Below are 15,265 nucleotides of genomic sequence, written 5' to 3' on the forward strand. Positions count from 1 at the left end.
AATGAAGTCAGCGACGATTGCAGCGGCATTGGCAGCAGCGGTGCTCGCGGCGGCTCAACCGGCATGGGCGCAAGACGCGATGGCGAGCGCCGCGCAAGACATTGTGAGCGCGGTACAGCCGGTGCATCTGAAGGCCACGATCGTGGGCATCGATCCCGGCAGCCGCGCGCTGACGCTGAAGGGCGCAGGCGGTAACGTGGTGGTCGTGCTCGTGGGTCAGCAAGTTGCCGGCTTCGAGAAGCTCAGAGTCGGCGATCGTGTCGATGCGCTCTACAAGAACGCGCTGCTCGTGAAGGCGGATCGTGTCGACGGCAAAGGCAAGGGCATTCGCGAACGTGTCGATACGCAGATTTATGCGCCGGCTTCGGGGGGCTTCGAATCGGCGCGCCAGGTTGAAGTGCTTGCCACCGTGCAGAAGATCGACCGCAAACGGCGCCTCGTCACGCTGCGCGGCGCCTATCAGACGCAGACGCTAGAAGCCGGTCCGCAAGTCGATCTGACCGGTGTGAAAGTGGGCGATACGATCCATGCGGTGTTCGTCTCCGCTGCGGCCGTCGAGGTCACGCCGCAAGATACGCAGTAAGACACAATTCGGTAAAGCATGAGTATTTGCGCGGCGCGATGGCCTGCAAGAGACCATCGCGCCGTTGCACTTTTCGCGAGCGTGTTTCGCACGCGGGAAGCATGTCAACGCGGTGTCGGCGGTCCAAGGCCCAGGCGGGCGAGCCGGCTTAGACAACGCCTGAACAAGCCCTGTGCGGGCAACAGATAAGTCAGCGAGACATGCGCCGTGCGCTCGCCGTCGATGCTGAGCCATATGCGTTCGCCGCGCTGCAGGCTGAACGTTTGACCCGGCACCAACCAGTGATCGTAAGGCGAACTAACGCGCGTCAGCCAAAGACGCGCACCGTTCACCGCGAGCGTGCTGTCGGCTTCGACGCGCCATGTCAGCGTCGCGCCAGGCGCGACCGGAAAATGCACCACCACCTTCGGCAGACGCTCGTCCTGCTGATACGCCAGAACACGTGCGTCGTCGTCCATGCACTGCGGGCTTGCCTGATCCATCTTGCTCTCCGTTATAGAGCCGGCTGACGGAGGCGCCCACAAAACAAAAGGCCCCTTCCGTTACCGGCGGGGCCTTGGGGGCTTGTTTTACAGATTCAGACTGCTAACGCGCACATGCTCCCAGAGGCCAGCCGATGACGGCTCGCTTCGGGTGATTAATCGCGACGGCGATGGAGGTGTGCGTGAACATGAATTGAGTGTGCCGTTTTGCCGCACGCTCTGTCAACGGAATTCGGCCGCTATTTTCCGTAGCCGCGGTGGCGGGTGCTGTTAGTTCTGCAACCGCTCCTCCTCGAGAGTCAACGGAAAGCGGATCGTGAACGTCGTGCCCACGCCCTCGCGCGACACGAACTCGATGTGTCCGCCCAGCACGCGGCACAGTTCCTTCACGATGGCGAGTCCGAGCCCCGTGCCGGGAATGTCGTCGTCCGCCGCGCGCTCGAATTCGTGGAAGACGCGATCCGCATCGGCGGGCGCGATGCCCACGCCGGTATCGGACACGCGAATCGACCAATGCTCCGGACCGGCCATCGCAAAGTGCAACTCGACCTGTCCTGATTGCGTGTACTTGATCGCGTTGGTAAGCAGATTCACGGCGATCTGCTTGAGCTTCAAACGGTTCGACGTCACGGCGGGCAGCGCCGGATCGAATGCCGAGCGCAGCGTCAGCCCCTTTGCCTCGATGGACGGCCGCGACGACGCGACCAGTTCCTCGAAGAGTTCATGCAGATCGACCTGTTCGGGCGTCAACGGCGCGCCGTCGCCGAGTATCACCGAGTACTCGACCATCTGCTCGACGAGCGCCTTCATGTCCTCTGCCTGCCGGTTCGCCAGAGTCAGCGCGGTGTCGGCTTTCGCGGGCGCGCGGGCGATCAGTTGCAGCGCCATCGAAAACGCGTTCAGGAAGTTGCGCAGATCGTGAACCACGCTGCGCGTGATGTGCATGCGCGACTCGTACAATTCGCCGACGAGCCGTTGCTTCAGCGTGAGTTCGTGATTGGCGCGTTCGAGCCGCCCGGTGTATTCGTCGATCTTGCGCGGTCGCGTTCGCTGACCACTTCCCTGATCGACGTGAGCGTGACCACGCTCAGCGTTTCGGCGATCATGCGGCGCGCGCGCCGCTCATGCCGGCGCGTGAATGTGCCGTCGCGCGACGCGTAGTCTTCGAGTGCATCGGCGAGAACCTGGTGGAAAAGGTCGAGTTCCCGCACGAGTTCTTCGATGCGATAGCCCTGGCGCCAGCGCACCAGGCCGTGCTTTCGGGCATCGCGTTCGATGGCCGGTTCGACGCTTTCCAAGTCTTCAATATCGAGCGCCGCGCACAAGCCTTCGAGAATTTCCGGCAGATGGTCGGCGAGTTGCTGATACGTGAGCTTGTCGGCTTCCACGAGGTCGGCGTCGCCGAAAACCGCGTTCATCCATTGCTCTGTTAGTCGGAGCCGCTCGGCGCGAATGAAACCGGCGAAGTTGCGCAGCGGGCTAACGCGTTTGTCGTTCATGATGGCGCGGTCGATCAGGTTTTGGGAAGTGCGTCGCTGCAATGGCGGCAGCCCATTATCACCGCAAATCGGCGGCGTGGCGTCGAAATTGCGTGCCGGTCACGTCATGCGTTGCGGTCCCTCAGAAAATCGACGAATGCGCGCAGCGGCGCTGGCACATGACGGTGGCCGGGATAATACAGAAAAGGTCCGGAAAAGCGCTGCCACCACGGTTCGAGAATCGGTTCGAGCGCGCCGCTGTCGAGATGCGGCCGAAGCATGGGTTCGAACAGATGGATCACGCCGACGCCCGCGACGGCCGAGTTGATCAGCAGGTCCATTGCTGCGCCCGGCCGCACGAGCAGCGGCCCGGACGGATTCAGTTGCACCACTTCGCCGTCGCGCTCGAAGTACCAGGTTGGCATCGCGCCGCCGGCAAACTGGCCGCGCAGGCAAGCGTGCGAAAGCAGCTCGCGCGGATGTTGCGGGCGTCCGCGAAGCGCGAGGTAGTCCGGCGCGGCAGCCGTCGCAAAGCGCTGCACGCGTGGACCGATGGGCACGGCGATCATGTCCTGCTCGAGCCGTTCGTCGTAACGGATGCCGGCATCGCAGCCGATCGAAAGCACGTCGACAAAGCCGTCTTCGACGAACACTTCGACGCGTATGTCCGGATACGCTTTCAGAAACGGCGCGATGATATCGGGCAGCAGAATGCGCGCGGCGCTCGCGGGCACGTTCAGTTTGAGCGTGCCGCTCGGCTGCTCGCGAAAGCCATTGAGCACGTCGAGTGCCGCTTCCATTTCGCTGAAAAGCGGCGTCAGCTTTTCCAGCAGACGCACGCCTGCTTCGGTCGGCGCGACGCTGCGCGTCGTACGGTTCAGCAGACGCAAGCCGAGCTTTGTTTCGAGCCGGCGCACGGCGACGCTCAGGCTCGACGCGGAAACGCCGCTGCTGCGCGCCGCGTCGCGAAAACCGCCCGCGCGTGCGACCGAGATGAACGCGGTCAGGTCGTTTAATTCCATGGCGATGGTTCGTTTTTGATTGTTCGTTTTTTTGCACGACCCGTGCACGTTAGCCCGCTTTATTAAACGGTGCAATCCCGGCCATACTGCGCTTCAACTACCAGCAAGGAGAGCCTGATGCCGAACCTCGAAATCACCGATACCTTTCCGTTCGCCGGCCGCCAGATCCGGCGCATGGGCTATGGCGCAATGCAGCTCGCGGGACCGGGCGTGTTCGGCCCGCCGAAGGATCGCGACGCCGCGCTTGCCGTGCTGCGCGAGGCGGTGGCGCAAGGCGTGAATCACATCGACACCAGCGATTTTTATGGCCCGCATATCACCAACCAGCTCATTCGCGAGGCGCTGCATCCGTATCCCGCCGATCTCGTGATCGTCACGAAGCTGGGCGCGGTGCGCGGCAGCGACGGCGCGTGGCTGGCGGCGCAGGAGCCGCAGGATCTGGAGCGCGGCGTGCAGGACAATCTGCGCAACCTCGGGCTCGACGCGCTCGAAGTGGTCAACATGCGGCTGATGGGCGACGTGCACGCGCCGAGCGAAGGGGTCGATCGAAAAGCAGATCACCGCGCTCGCCGAGCTTCAGCAGCGCGGTTTGATTCGCCACATCGGCCTGAGCAACGCGACGCCGGCGCAAGTGGCCGAGGCGCAGCGCATCGCGAAGATTGTCTGCGTGCAGAACCACTACAACCTCGTGCACCGCACCGACGACGCGCTGATCGATCAACTCGCGGATAAAGGCATCGCTTATGTGCCGTTTTTCCCGCTGGGCGGCTTTACGCCGATCCAGTCGTCGGCTTTGACGGACATCGCGCAAACCATCGGGGCGACGCCGATGCGAGTGGCGCTCGCCTGGCTGCTGCAGCGCGCGCCCAACATTCTGTTGATTCCGGGCACCTCGTCGGTCGCGCATCTACGCGAGAACCTGGCGGCGGCCAGCCTCACACTGAGCGGCGAGATTCTCGCGAAGCTGGATGCGATCGGCCGCGGCAATGGTCACGTTGACGGCCAGAGCTAGTCAGCGCATGACGCTTCATCAAACCGAACCGGCGATATGCGCGCGCAACCACTGATGGGCCGGATCGCGATGCGAGCGCTCATGCCACAGCATCGCCATTTCATAGCCGGGGACTTCGACGGGCGACTCGACCACGCGTAACGCAGCGTTATCGCGGACGAGCCGCGCGGGCACCATCGCCACGAGGTCGCTGTTCGCGAGCGCGGAGATCATGAACAGAAAGTGCGGAACGGAAAGCACGACTCTGCGCGTGAGACCGGCGCGGGCCAGAACCTGGTCCGTGACGCCGGCAAAGCCGCCGCCGTCCGGCGACACGATCACGTGCTCGAGCTTCGAAAACTGCGCCAACGTGGGCCGCCGTTTGAGACGCGGATGATCCGCGCGTCCGGCCAGCACATAACGCTCGGCAAACAGCACGCGCCGCCGCAAGCCGGCGGGCGCGTCTTCGCTGGTATGAAAGCCGAGGTCGATCTCGCCTTGTTCCGCCTGCTTCGCAATACGCGGCGGCACCGCTTCGACGACCGCGAGCCGCGTGCCGGGCGCTGCTTTGCGCAGCCCTTGCAACGCCGGGAGAACGATGGTCGACTCGGCGTAGTCCGTCGCGGCAATGCGCCAGGTTTGCGTCGCCTGCGCCGGGTCGAAAGGACGCGCGGGCGCGACCGCTTGCTCCAATGCTTCGAGCGCCTGCCGCAACGGCTCGCGCAGCGCCTCGGCGCGCGCGGTGGCGCGCATGCCTCGCGGCCCCGGCAGCAGCAGCGGATCGCCGAGCACATCGCGGAGTTTCGCGAGATGCACGCTTACTGACGGCTGCGAGAAATTCAGCCGCTCCGCCGCGCGCGTCACGTTGAGTTCCGCGAGCAGTACGTCGAGCGTGACGAGCAGATTCAGGTCGAGCTTGCGCAGATTATTCACGGCTATACCTGTCATATCAGTAATTCATTTCCAATATACCGCGACGGCCACTATCGTGGGTGCATTCCCACATGAATCAAGGCAACGCAAAATGAACGTTCTGATTGTTTATGCTCATCCTGAACCGCGGTCGTTGAATGGATCGCTGAAGGACTTCTCCGTCAAGCGCCTGCAGGAAGCGGGGCACGCGGTTCAGGTCTCCGATCTGTATGCGATGAACTGGAAGGCGCCACTCGATGCAGCCGATAGCCTCGCGCCTGCAACGGGCGAACGCTTCGATCCGTCGCGCGCGTCGAAGCATGCATTCGAGAATGGACTGCAAAGCCCGGACATCGCCGCGGAACAGGCGAAGCTGAAATGGGCCGATGCGGTCATTTTTCAATTCCCGCTGTGGTGGTTCTCGATGCCCGCGATCATGAAGGGCTGGGTGGAGCGCGTCTACGCCTATGGTTTCGCGTACGGCGTGGGCGAGCATTCCGATGCGCGCTGGGGCGACCGCTACGGCGAAGGCATGTTAGCCGGCAAGCGCGCGATGCTCGTCGTCACCACGGGCGGCTGGGAATCGCACTACAGTCCGCGCGGCATCAATGGTCCCATCGACGATGTGTTGTTCCCGATCCAGCACGGCATTCTCTATTACCCCGGCTTCGACGTGCTGCCGCCGTTCGTCGTGTATCGCACGAGCCGCATCGACGAAGAAAAATATCTTGAAGCACGCGATGCGCTCGGCAAGCGTCTGGACAATCTCTGGAATACCGCGCCGATACCGTTCCGTCCGCAGAACGGCGGCGATTATCAGATTCCCGAGTTGACGCTGAAGGACGACATCGCGCCGGGCCGCGAGGGCCTGAGCGTGCATGTCAAATAGCGGGATCGCGCGCGCATGTTCGCCACGCATGCGTCGCGCATGGAGTGAGGCGAATCGTAGGGTTCGTTGAAATTTGGCTGTAAGTCGCCGTTGCTAGAGTCGTCGCTGGAATTTGCCGCCCCGCATGCAGAGCCGCCTGCTGCATCGACTGTGTTGTCCGCACATGTAGAAGGGAGAGCGACGAATATGAGTACAGCACGTCTTGTCTGGCTGATCGCGATGCTGCTTGCCGCCGCTCCCGCATGGGCGTTCCAGTCCCGTGTCGTGACGATCCCGAGCGCGGCCATGCACAAGTCTCTCGAAGCGACAGTCGTGTTGCCCGACCGCTATGCGCGCAGCAACGCGGCCGACCGCTTCCCGGTTGTGTATCTGTTGCACGGCTCGGGCGGCGACTACACCGACTGGACCGCCAATTCGCCTATCGGCAGACTCGCCGACCGCTACGGCGTGATACTCGTGATGCCGGACGGCGGGCGCGAAAGCTGGTACATCGACAGTCCCGTCGATGCGGGTAGCCGTTACGCCACTTATGTCGGCACCGAAGTCGTTGCCTACATCGACATGCATTTCCGCACGATTGCAACCAAAGACGCGCGCGCGATCACCGGCTTGAGCATGGGTGGATTCGGCGCGCTGCATATCGCGCTCGACCGGCCGGACGAATTCGGCGCGGCCGGCAGCATGAGCGGCGCGGTCGATCCGCGCGGTTGCGAGGACGAGCCGGGCATCGATCAGGTGTTCGGCGATCCGGCGCGGCACGCGGACTTCTGGAACAGCGAGGCGATTGTCGAACACGCGCGCAGCTTCGCGAGCGCGCACATGGCGCTGATGATCGACTGCGGCACGAACGATTCGCTCGTGCACTCGAACCGGATGCTGCATGCGCGGCTCGTCGAGCTTGGCGTGCCGCATCGATATGCCGAGCGGCCCGGCGGCCATACGTGGAAGTACTGGGCGAATGCAGTGCAGTACCAGGTGCAGTTCTTCGCGGCCGGTTTCAGACGCAACGGCAGCAGCGCGATAGCTTGATGTGTTGCCGCAGCACTGCCGCGATTTATTTCGGTAACCGAACTAAATTACCGAGGCTGCTTCAGTCGATGCCATGAAACACCGCATCGTCCGGGCCGAGATACGCGGGCGGGCGCCAGGCCGCGTCGCGCATCGAATGCTGAACCAGTTTTTCGACGCCGAGCAGCACCGCGAATATCGCCATCCGCACCGGGATGCCGTTATCGGTCTGCCGGAAAATCGCAAGCCGCGAATCGTGATTCAGGTCCACGCTCAGGTCGTTCGCGCCCGGCCGGCTGTCGCGCGGCAGCGGGTGCATGATCAGCGTATCGGTGCCGCACACGCTGTCCACCAGCGCCTGGTTGATCTGAAAGTCGGGCGTGTAGCCTTCGAACGATTCGTCGGTAAAGCGTTCTTTCTGAATGCGCGTCGCGTACACCACGTCGGCGCCGCGCAGCCCGCTCGGCAGATCGTGAGTCTGTTCGATCACATGCCCGTTGCGCGAAATCTGCTCGATGATATAGCCCGGCATTTCCAGCATGGGCGGCGAGATCAGCGTGAACTTGATGCCGCGATAGAGCGCCAGCAGCTTGACGAGCGAGTGCACGGTGCGCCCATATTTGAGGTCGCCGACAAGCGCGATATGCGCGCCGTCGACAATCTTGCCGAGCCGCGAGAATTCGCGCTGAATGGTGTAGAGGTCGAGCAGCGCCTGGCTCGGATGTTCGCCGGGGCCGTCGCCGCCGTTGATCACCGGCACGTTGGTCGCGCGCGCGAATTCCGCCACCGATCCCTGCTCGGGATGGCGGATCACCAGCGCGTCGACGTAGCCGCTCATCACGCGGCTCGTGTCGTAGATCGACTCGCCCTTGGCCATCGACGAAAACGTGAAGCCGGTCGTGTCGCAGACGGAACCGCCGAGCCGGCAGAAGGCCGCGCCGAAGCTCACGCGGGTTCGCGTGCTGGCCTCGAAGAACAGATTGCCGAGCACCGCGCCTTCCAGCACGCGCGAGATTTTTCGACGCCGCGCGATGGGCTGCATGATGTCGGCGACGCGAAACAGCGCTTCCACCGAGTCGCGCGAGAACTGATCGACCGACAGCAACTGCGGCTTGCCCTCCCACAGCATCTGGCTCGCGAGCGATTGCGAATCTACGCTCTGCGTATACTTTTCGCCCGGCTCGCCATGCAAGACGATCTCGGACACGAAACGCTCGACGATCTCCGGCATCGCGCGCGATTCCTGCGAGTCGTCCGGCAGAAGCCACGTATCCAGCGCTCTTCGCGACACGCCGATGCGGCCTGCGAAGGTCTCGCGCGTCATGTTCAGACGCCGCATGGCGTCGCGGAGGAAGGCTTGCTGCGGGACGCTCATGAAGGCACCTGTCTATCTGAGTGGTTGCGCCGGATATACGCGATGCGTATATTAATTTGCCCGCGATAGAAGTCAAGCAATTTCAAGATGCGCTTTGCCAAGCTGCGCGCGGCGCGGTTACACTGCGCTTCATGCTCTCCGGCCAACTTCTCCGACTCTGCCCGTCGACCGCGCTTCGTTCTGCCTTCGCAGACGCGGCGGCCGCGCGCCGCGCGCGCCGCTCGCTCTCGAACGCGCCGCGCGTCGAGCAATGCAGCCCGGAGTTCAGCGCCAAAGCCAAAAAACAGCCGCTCATCTGACCGGAGCACGCTGTTCCGTCAGATGCGACGGAACAGCGGATCACGCGCTTCGGCGGTCCTTCCTGTCTTTCTCCTTCGCACGCTGCCGGAATCGATACGGTCGCTCATCGACGCAAGAGGAAAGACATGTCTATTTTTTCGGGTATCTGGATTCCGCTGATCACGCCTTTCGCCGACGGCGCGGTCGATCACGCCGCGTTGCGTGCGCTCGTGCGCCGCTATGCCGACGCGGATGTCGCGGGGATTGTGGCGCTCGGCACGACGGGCGAGCCGGCCGCGCTCGACGCCGCGGAACAGGACGCGGTGCTGGCGACCATTCTGGAAGCGGCGCACGATGCGCCGTTGCCCGTGGTCGTCGGCGTATCGGGCAACAACACCGCGAGCATGCGCGAGCGCATTCAAGAGCTAAATTCGCTGCCGATCGCCGGCGTGCTGATGGCCGCGCCGTATTACGTGAGGCCGTCGCAGGCCGGCATCGTCAGTCATTTCATCGCGCTTGCCGATGCCAGCGACAAGCCGGTCGTGCTGTACGACATTCCCCAGCGAACCGGCGTGCGGCTTGAACTCGACACATTGCTCGCGCTCGCCGGGCATCCGCGGATTCAGGCGGTGAAGGATTGCGCCGGTTCCCTCGACACCACGCTCGCGCTGATTCGCGACGGCCGCTTGCAGGTGCTCGCGGGCGAAGACCTGCAGATGTTCAACACGCTGTGCATGGGCGGCAGCGGCGCGATTGCGGCGTCGGCGCATGTGCGCACGGAACGCTTCGTCGCGCTGTATCGCGCGCTCGCGGCAGGCGCGCTCGACGAAGCGCGGCGCATTTTTCACACGCTCGTGCCGTTGATTCACGCGTTGTTCGCCGAACCGAATCCTGCGCCGGTGAAGGCATCGCTCGCGCTGCAAGGGCTGATCCGCGACGAACTTCGTCTGCCGATGACGCGTGCGAGCGGAATTCTGGCGCAACGTCTCGCCGCGTTGGAGCGCGCGTGAGCGGAGCGGCAAACCACGCAGCAAACCACGCGGCAAACCACGCGGCGAGATGCGCGGCGAGATGCGCGGCGAGATGCGCGGCGAGATGCGCGGCGAGATGCGCCCCTAATATTTGAGATGCTACTTTCGGCGATGAGGCGATAATCGGCGCCCTCTATCGATTATCGCCGCCGGCATCCGTCCGGCGGATGCCGCATGCAGTCAGTCGAGTTCGTCCGATTCGTGTTTGTCCTGAATATGCCGCTCACGCGCCATGCGCGGCGAGCTGCATGCCGCTCGCGCCGGGGAGCGTGCTGATGGCGTTCGTGTTTCGCGCGCGCGACCGGCTCTCCAGCGGCTCCGTGGGACTGATCACGCGCCGTTCGGCGACGGCGCTCGCGCTCGGCGCCGCGCTTGCCGCTGCCGTGCTCGCGCTCGCGGCCGGCATTGCGATCGGCAAGTACTGGTCCGCGCGCGGCGTCTCCGGCATGCAAAGCGCGAACCGCATCGAGCGCGATTACGCAATCGACCAGCTCGGCAAGCTCAACGCGTCGGTCGCGCAGATCGAGCCGCGCATTGCGCGCCTCACTGCGCAAGTGGGTGCGTTGCGTGACTTCGAAACCCGTCTGAATACGCCGCGCCCAGCGCCGCTCGCGCCCGTTGCCTCGCCTGGCGCCTCGCCTGGCACTTCTCCCGCCGCTTCTCCCACGCTGCCCGCGTCGAGCGGCGATTCATCGGCCACCGACAGCGAAGGCGAGGGCGGCCCTTCGTTGCCGCCACGACGCTGCGTCGACGCGCCGCGATACCTCGGCGCGCGGCTCGACGCCGAGCGCACCGGCGAGCAACTCAATTGCATCGCCGCGACGCTCGGCGCGCTCGAGCAGCAGACGGCGGCACACGCGGTCGCGTACGCCGCGTTCCCCGGCCGCATGCCCGCCGACGGCGCGCGTTTCGGTTCGCCGTTCGGCAACCGCACCGATCCCTTCACACATCGGCTGAGTTTTCATCCGGGCCTCGATCTGGTCGCGAAAACAGGCACGCCGATTCTCGCCGCCGCGGGTGGCCGGGTGGTCTTCGCAGGCGAGAAGTCGGGTTATGGCAATGCCGTCGAGATCGATCACGGCAACGGATTGATGACCCGTTACGGCCACGCGTCGCGCATCGTCGTGCATGTCGGCGACCTCGTGCTGCCGCGCCAATACATTGCCGATGTCGGCTCGACCGGACGCTCGACCGGCCCGCATCTGCATTTCGAAGTGCTGGTCAACGGCGCACCCGTCGATCCCGCGGCTTACCTCGCGCTTTTCGCGCCTCCTTCTCATGGCTGACCGCTTTCTTTCCCGCGACGCAAGCCGTGTGGCGCATGGCGCTTATGCACTCGCACCCGTGCGCCCGCTGCGCGTTCGCATCGTCGTGTGGACGCTTGTCTGCGCGCTGAGCGCGCTGGCCGGCGCGGCCGCGGTGATCGCCGCCGACGCCTGGCGCGCCGGTCTGCCGCTCAGGCAATGCCTGCCGGTTCCCGTCGATAAAAGCGCCGAGGAGACCGAACTGGCTCGTGCGCGCCTCGCGTTGGCGCAAGAGTCGGCCGCGCGCGCGTCGGTGCAGAAAACGGCGGACAGCGCCGCTGCGGAAGTCGCGCGGCTCAACGACCAGTTGCAGTTCCTGCGCGGCCAGAGCAGGGCAGCGCCGCGACGCTAGGCGCGCCGCCGCGCGTGATTCGCGTCACCCATTTTTTTCCGGAGTCCGTATGTTCAGCAAGAAAAAAGCCGCAGGCATTCAGCAAACCAAGCTTGCCACCTTGATTGCACACGACGTGCGCATCGTCGGCGATCTTCAGTTCACCAACGGCCTGCGTCTCGACGGCCACGTGAAGGGCAATGTCAGCGGCGAGCCCGGCGGCCAGACGCTGCTCGTGCTGAGCGACCGCGGTTCGATCGAAGGCAACGTGCATGGCTACGACGTGGTGGTCAACGGCAAGATTGTCGGCGACGTGATAGCGGATCACTTCGTCGAGTTGCAGGCCAACGCGCATGTGACGGGCAACATCTACTATCAGCAATTGCGCATGGATTGCGGCGCGTCGGTGGACGGCAAGCTCACGCGGCGCGATGGAGGCAATGCGCCGACACCGCTCACGTCGATGCTCGACGCCGGACGCGAATCGAACTCGATGGCGCTCAACGAAGCGTAATGACGTGGTGCAATGAGGTGCTGAAGTTCACACCGCGCCTGGCAGCGGGCAGCGTTGCGTGGGTTCGTCGGCGCCCGGCAGATAATCGTGAGCGGCATTCGAGCCCGTCATGCCCCGCATATTTCGCACGACGGCGAGCCGTTGACTGGCGCTGCGATCGAGCGTCGCGAGCATGTCGCGTTCGAGAATCAGCAGCTTGAACGCCAGCACCATGAGCCCGCTCGCGAGCAGCACGTCGCCCGCGAACACGACCGCGTAGACCGCCGACGTGGTCTGCGGATTACCGAGCAGCAACGCGAGATTCGCGCGGTCGAGCAGCACCAGCATGAGCGGCACGATCGCACTGAGCGTCGCGATGGCAGCGCCGATCGCGACGATGGTCCGCGCAAGACCGAGTTGCGGACGACGTCGGCGGCACACCTCATAGAGCGTGGCGGCGCGATAGGGCGCAAAGAACAGCGCGAGCAGAACGGCGCGCGGCAGCATGGGCAGCTTGAGCAACAACGCCCCGCCATACAACACGCAGAATGCGCCGATCACGACAATCGCGGTGCGCCACGAAACCGGGACACCGAACAATTTGCGCGTGCCGGCCCAGAGCAGGATGCGGCTTTGCAGCGCGAGCGCCGCGGTTGCAAAGAGCAGCAGATCCGTACGCCATGTCAGATGCAACGCGAAGCATGCGGAAGCGGTCGCGAGCAGATAAAAAGCGGCGGCCCAGAAGCGGAACGCGCTCACTTGCGCGAACATCCGCGCAAGCACGGTAGCGATCAGTGCGCAGCACAGAAACGTGATTAGCCACAACGCGGTAAACGTCGCTACATCGAATCTCATGAAGTCTCCAGCACCTGTGCAGCTTTTATTGTTTATCGTCGGATCGGGCTACGCATTTCACGCGCATTCCCCCGCGTGTCGAATCAGCAGGCGTCGGCGGTCATTGTCCGTCCTCGCAGCAGATCGCCGAAGGCTTCGCCGGTCAACGGCTTGCCGAGCAGGAAGCCTTGCATTTCATCGCAGCGCATCGCCTTTAGCATGTGCATTTGCGACTCGGTTTCGACGCCTTCCGCGACCACATCCATTTCCAGCGAATGCGCAAGCGCGATGATCGCCGAAACGATCGCGCTGCCTTCCGGGCCGTGCGCGTCGAGACCGTTCGTGAAGAAGCGGTCGATCTTCAGTTGCTTCACGCGAAAACGCTGCAGATACGCGAGGCTCGAATAACCGGTGCCGAAATCGTCGATGGCGATTTCAAAGCCGCTTGCCTGGAACTCGCGAAGCATGTCGATGGTGCGGGGCGCGTCCTGCATCGCGACCGTTTCGGTAATCTCGAACATGATCTGATCGCACTTCACGCCTTCCGTCTTCACGATCTCGAGCATGGTCGGCACGAGATCGGCCTGCAATAACTGGCGCGGCGACAGATTGATGGCCACCTTGATCGGCGGCAGGCCTTGCGCGATCCAGCGCCTGATTTGCCGGCATGCCTCGCGCAATACCCAGTAGCCGATCTGCACGATCTGCCCCGAACGTTCGGCGATCGGAATAAATTCGAGCGGCGCGAGCGTGCCGAGTTGCGGATCGTGCAACCGGATCAGCGCTTCCGCGCCCGCGAGCGACTCGCTGCTGCCGTCGAATTTCGGCTGGAAATGCAGCGTGAAATGGTGTTCGGCAAGCGCGTCGCGCAACGCGTTCTGAATCTGCAGCGTGCGCATCGCCGCTTCGTTCATGCTCCGTTCGAAGAACCGATACGTGCTGCGCCCGGCGCGCTTCGCTTCGTACATCGCGGCGTCCGCGTGCTTGAGCAGCGTGTCGACGGTATCGCCGTCCTCGGGAAACAACGCAATGCCGATGCTCGGCATCACCTGCAGCGGCTGCGAATCGGCCCACGTGTCGTGCCGCATGCGTTCGAGCACGCCTTCCGCGAGCGTGGCGGCGTCGTCGCGCGACGCCAGGTTCTCGGACAGCACGACGAATTCGTCGCCGCCGAGGCGCGCGACCGTATCGCCCGCGCGCACGCAGACGAGCAGACGCTGTGCGAACGCGGACAGCACCTGATCGCCCGCTGAGTGGCCGAGCGAATCGTTGATCGTCTTGAAGCCGTCGAGATCCATGAAGAGGATCGCGAACAGCGACCGTTGACGGCGCGCCGCATGAATCGCCCGCTCGATGCGCTCGGTCAGCGTGGCGCGGTTCGGCAGGCCCGTCAGCGTGTCGAGCGTGGCAAGGCGCACGATCTGTCCGTTGAGCTTCGATAACGCGCCGACGAGGAAACTCGTGCGCGCGTCGAAACGCGACAGCAGCAACGTCACGACGAGAATCGCGAACGTGAAAAGAATCACCGACGTCGCGAGCCACGCGGCATTCACCCCGGCCGCCGCGCCGCAGATCGCGCCCGGCGCGAAGTCGGCGGCGGCCATCGCAGCGTAGTGCATGCCGCTGATCGCAATCGCCATCACGAGCGCCGCGCCGCAGCGTTTGCGCAGCACATACTGTTCGTCGTCGTTGCTGAGGGCGCGCGCCATCCACAGCGCCGCGGTGGACGCGCCTATCGCAATCGCGAGCGAGGCGGCGAACCACACGGGCCGATAGCTAATGGCGGGCGACATGCGCAACGCGGCCATGCCGCTATAGTGCATGCCGGCGATGCCGAGGCCCATGAACGCGCCGCCGCCCATCAGGCGCGCGACCGTCAGCCGCGCGCGCGTGGTCAGACAGAGCGCCAGATATGACGCGCCGATGGCGAGCGCGAGCGAATAAGCGGTCTCCGCGAAATCGTAGCCGAGCGGAATCGGTAGGGAAAACGCGAGCATGGCCACGAAGTGCATCGACCAGATGCCGACGCCGAGCGCCGCCGCGCCGCCCATACGCCAGACGTGCCGCAGCCGCGGCGACGCCAGCACGAAGAGATGCGGGCGGTCAGATCGAGTGCCGTGTACGACGAAAGCGTCGCCACGACAAACGACATTGCCACCAGCCAGGGATTGTATGAGCTCTGCATGTGAAGTCCAACCGCGATGGAAAAGCGGCTGAACTAGTTATCGACCATTCGGCGCGTTTATTTAATTA

The 15,265-nt window shown here is 64.1% G+C and carries 13 protein-coding genes and 3 pseudogenes; 9 read left to right on the forward strand and 7 right to left on the reverse strand.

Going from position 1 to position 15,265, the window contains the following annotated elements; translation table 11 throughout:
* The first annotated feature begins 1 nt into the window (after position 1).
* Positions 2–583, forward strand: a complete 582-nt coding sequence (locus ABIE53_RS25195) for a hypothetical protein (protein ID WP_006049273.1) — start codon at positions 2–4, stop codon at positions 581–583.
* Positions 584–687: 104 nt separating this feature from the next.
* Here the strand turns inward: ABIE53_RS25195 and ABIE53_RS25200 are convergent, their stop codons facing one another.
* The 3 genes and pseudogenes from ABIE53_RS25200 to ABIE53_RS25210 form a co-directional block, all read right to left on the reverse strand.
* Positions 688–1,065, reverse strand: coding sequence for a DUF2917 domain-containing protein (locus ABIE53_RS25200; RefSeq protein WP_006049274.1), 378 nt, complete (start codon positions 1,063–1,065; stop codon positions 688–690).
* A 270-nt stretch (positions 1,066–1,335) separates the two neighbouring features.
* Positions 1,336–2,564, reverse strand: a pseudogene (locus ABIE53_RS25205) (sensor histidine kinase).
* Positions 2,565–2,668: 104 nt separating this feature from the next.
* The gene (locus ABIE53_RS25210) at positions 2,669–3,565 is read right to left on the reverse strand and encodes a LysR family transcriptional regulator (protein WP_053859511.1); all 897 of its coding nucleotides are present in this window, start codon (positions 3,563–3,565) and stop codon (positions 2,669–2,671) included.
* Positions 3,566–3,682: 117 nt separating this feature from the next.
* On the opposite strand from ABIE53_RS25210, the pseudogene ABIE53_RS25215 reads away from it, so the two are divergent.
* Positions 3,683–4,577: pseudogene (locus ABIE53_RS25215) on the forward strand (aldo/keto reductase family oxidoreductase).
* Between the two features lie 18 nt (positions 4,578–4,595).
* Here ABIE53_RS25215 and ABIE53_RS25220 read toward each other — a convergent pair.
* Positions 4,596–5,504, reverse strand: a complete 909-nt coding sequence (locus ABIE53_RS25220; RefSeq protein WP_192699342.1) for a LysR family transcriptional regulator — start codon at positions 5,502–5,504, stop codon at positions 4,596–4,598.
* 76 nt (positions 5,505–5,580) lie between these two features.
* Here ABIE53_RS25220 and ABIE53_RS25225 point away from each other — a divergent pair, with 76 nt between their 5' ends.
* Complete coding sequence (locus ABIE53_RS25225; RefSeq protein WP_192699341.1) at positions 5,581–6,357, forward strand: NAD(P)H-dependent oxidoreductase; 777 nt, start codon at positions 5,581–5,583, stop codon at positions 6,355–6,357.
* A gap of 186 nt (positions 6,358–6,543) precedes the next feature.
* Positions 6,544–7,386, forward strand: coding sequence for an alpha/beta hydrolase (locus tag ABIE53_RS25230; protein ID WP_192699340.1), 843 nt, complete (start codon positions 6,544–6,546; stop codon positions 7,384–7,386).
* A gap of 61 nt (positions 7,387–7,447) precedes the next feature.
* On the opposite strand, the gene ABIE53_RS25235 is transcribed toward ABIE53_RS25230, so the two are convergent.
* Entirely contained in the window at positions 7,448–8,740 is a 1,293-nt protein-coding gene (locus ABIE53_RS25235) for an aspartate carbamoyltransferase (protein ID WP_006049281.1), read from the reverse strand.
* A gap of 20 nt (positions 8,741–8,760) precedes the next feature.
* Here ABIE53_RS25235 and ABIE53_RS25240 point away from each other — a divergent pair, with 20 nt between their 5' ends.
* The 5 genes from ABIE53_RS25240 (at position 8,761) to ABIE53_RS25260 (ending at position 12,199) form a co-directional block, all read left to right on the forward strand.
* Complete coding sequence (locus ABIE53_RS25240; protein ID WP_192699339.1) at positions 8,761–9,039, forward strand: hypothetical protein; 279 nt, start codon at positions 8,761–8,763, stop codon at positions 9,037–9,039.
* 126 nt (positions 9,040–9,165) lie between these two features.
* Positions 9,166–10,029 (forward strand): 4-hydroxy-tetrahydrodipicolinate synthase, encoded by an 864-nt coding sequence (gene dapA, locus ABIE53_RS25245; protein WP_192699338.1) that lies wholly within the window; start codon positions 9,166–9,168, stop codon positions 10,027–10,029.
* 296 nt (positions 10,030–10,325) lie between these two features.
* Positions 10,326–11,336 carry a M23 family metallopeptidase gene (locus tag ABIE53_RS25250; protein WP_192699467.1) on the forward strand — a complete coding sequence of 337 codons (1,011 nt, stop codon included), beginning with the start codon at positions 10,326–10,328 and terminating at the stop codon, positions 11,334–11,336.
* Positions 11,329–11,706: a hypothetical protein gene (locus ABIE53_RS25255; protein WP_006049284.1), complete on the forward strand. Its 378-nt coding sequence runs from the start codon at positions 11,329–11,331 to the stop codon at positions 11,704–11,706. The genes ABIE53_RS25250 and ABIE53_RS25255 overlap by 8 nt, the downstream gene beginning before the upstream one ends.
* 49 nt (positions 11,707–11,755) lie before the next feature.
* Complete coding sequence (locus ABIE53_RS25260; protein ID WP_006049285.1) at positions 11,756–12,199, forward strand: bactofilin family protein; 444 nt, start codon at positions 11,756–11,758, stop codon at positions 12,197–12,199.
* Between the two features lie 27 nt (positions 12,200–12,226).
* On the opposite strand, the gene ABIE53_RS25265 is transcribed toward ABIE53_RS25260, so the two are convergent.
* Together ABIE53_RS25265 and ABIE53_RS25270 are read right to left on the reverse strand one after the other, a co-directional pair.
* On the reverse strand, positions 12,227–13,033 hold the full coding sequence (locus ABIE53_RS25265) for a hypothetical protein (RefSeq protein ID WP_114156935.1): 807 nt from the start codon (positions 13,031–13,033) through the stop codon (positions 12,227–12,229).
* An 83-nt stretch (positions 13,034–13,116) separates the two neighbouring features.
* Positions 13,117–15,197: pseudogene (locus tag ABIE53_RS25270) on the reverse strand (putative bifunctional diguanylate cyclase/phosphodiesterase).
* Between the last annotated feature and the right edge of the window lie 68 nt (positions 15,198–15,265).

The organism is Paraburkholderia sp. OAS925 (assembly GCF_040543975.1).
GTDB lineage: Bacteria > Pseudomonadota > Gammaproteobacteria > Burkholderiales > Burkholderiaceae > Paraburkholderia > Paraburkholderia graminis.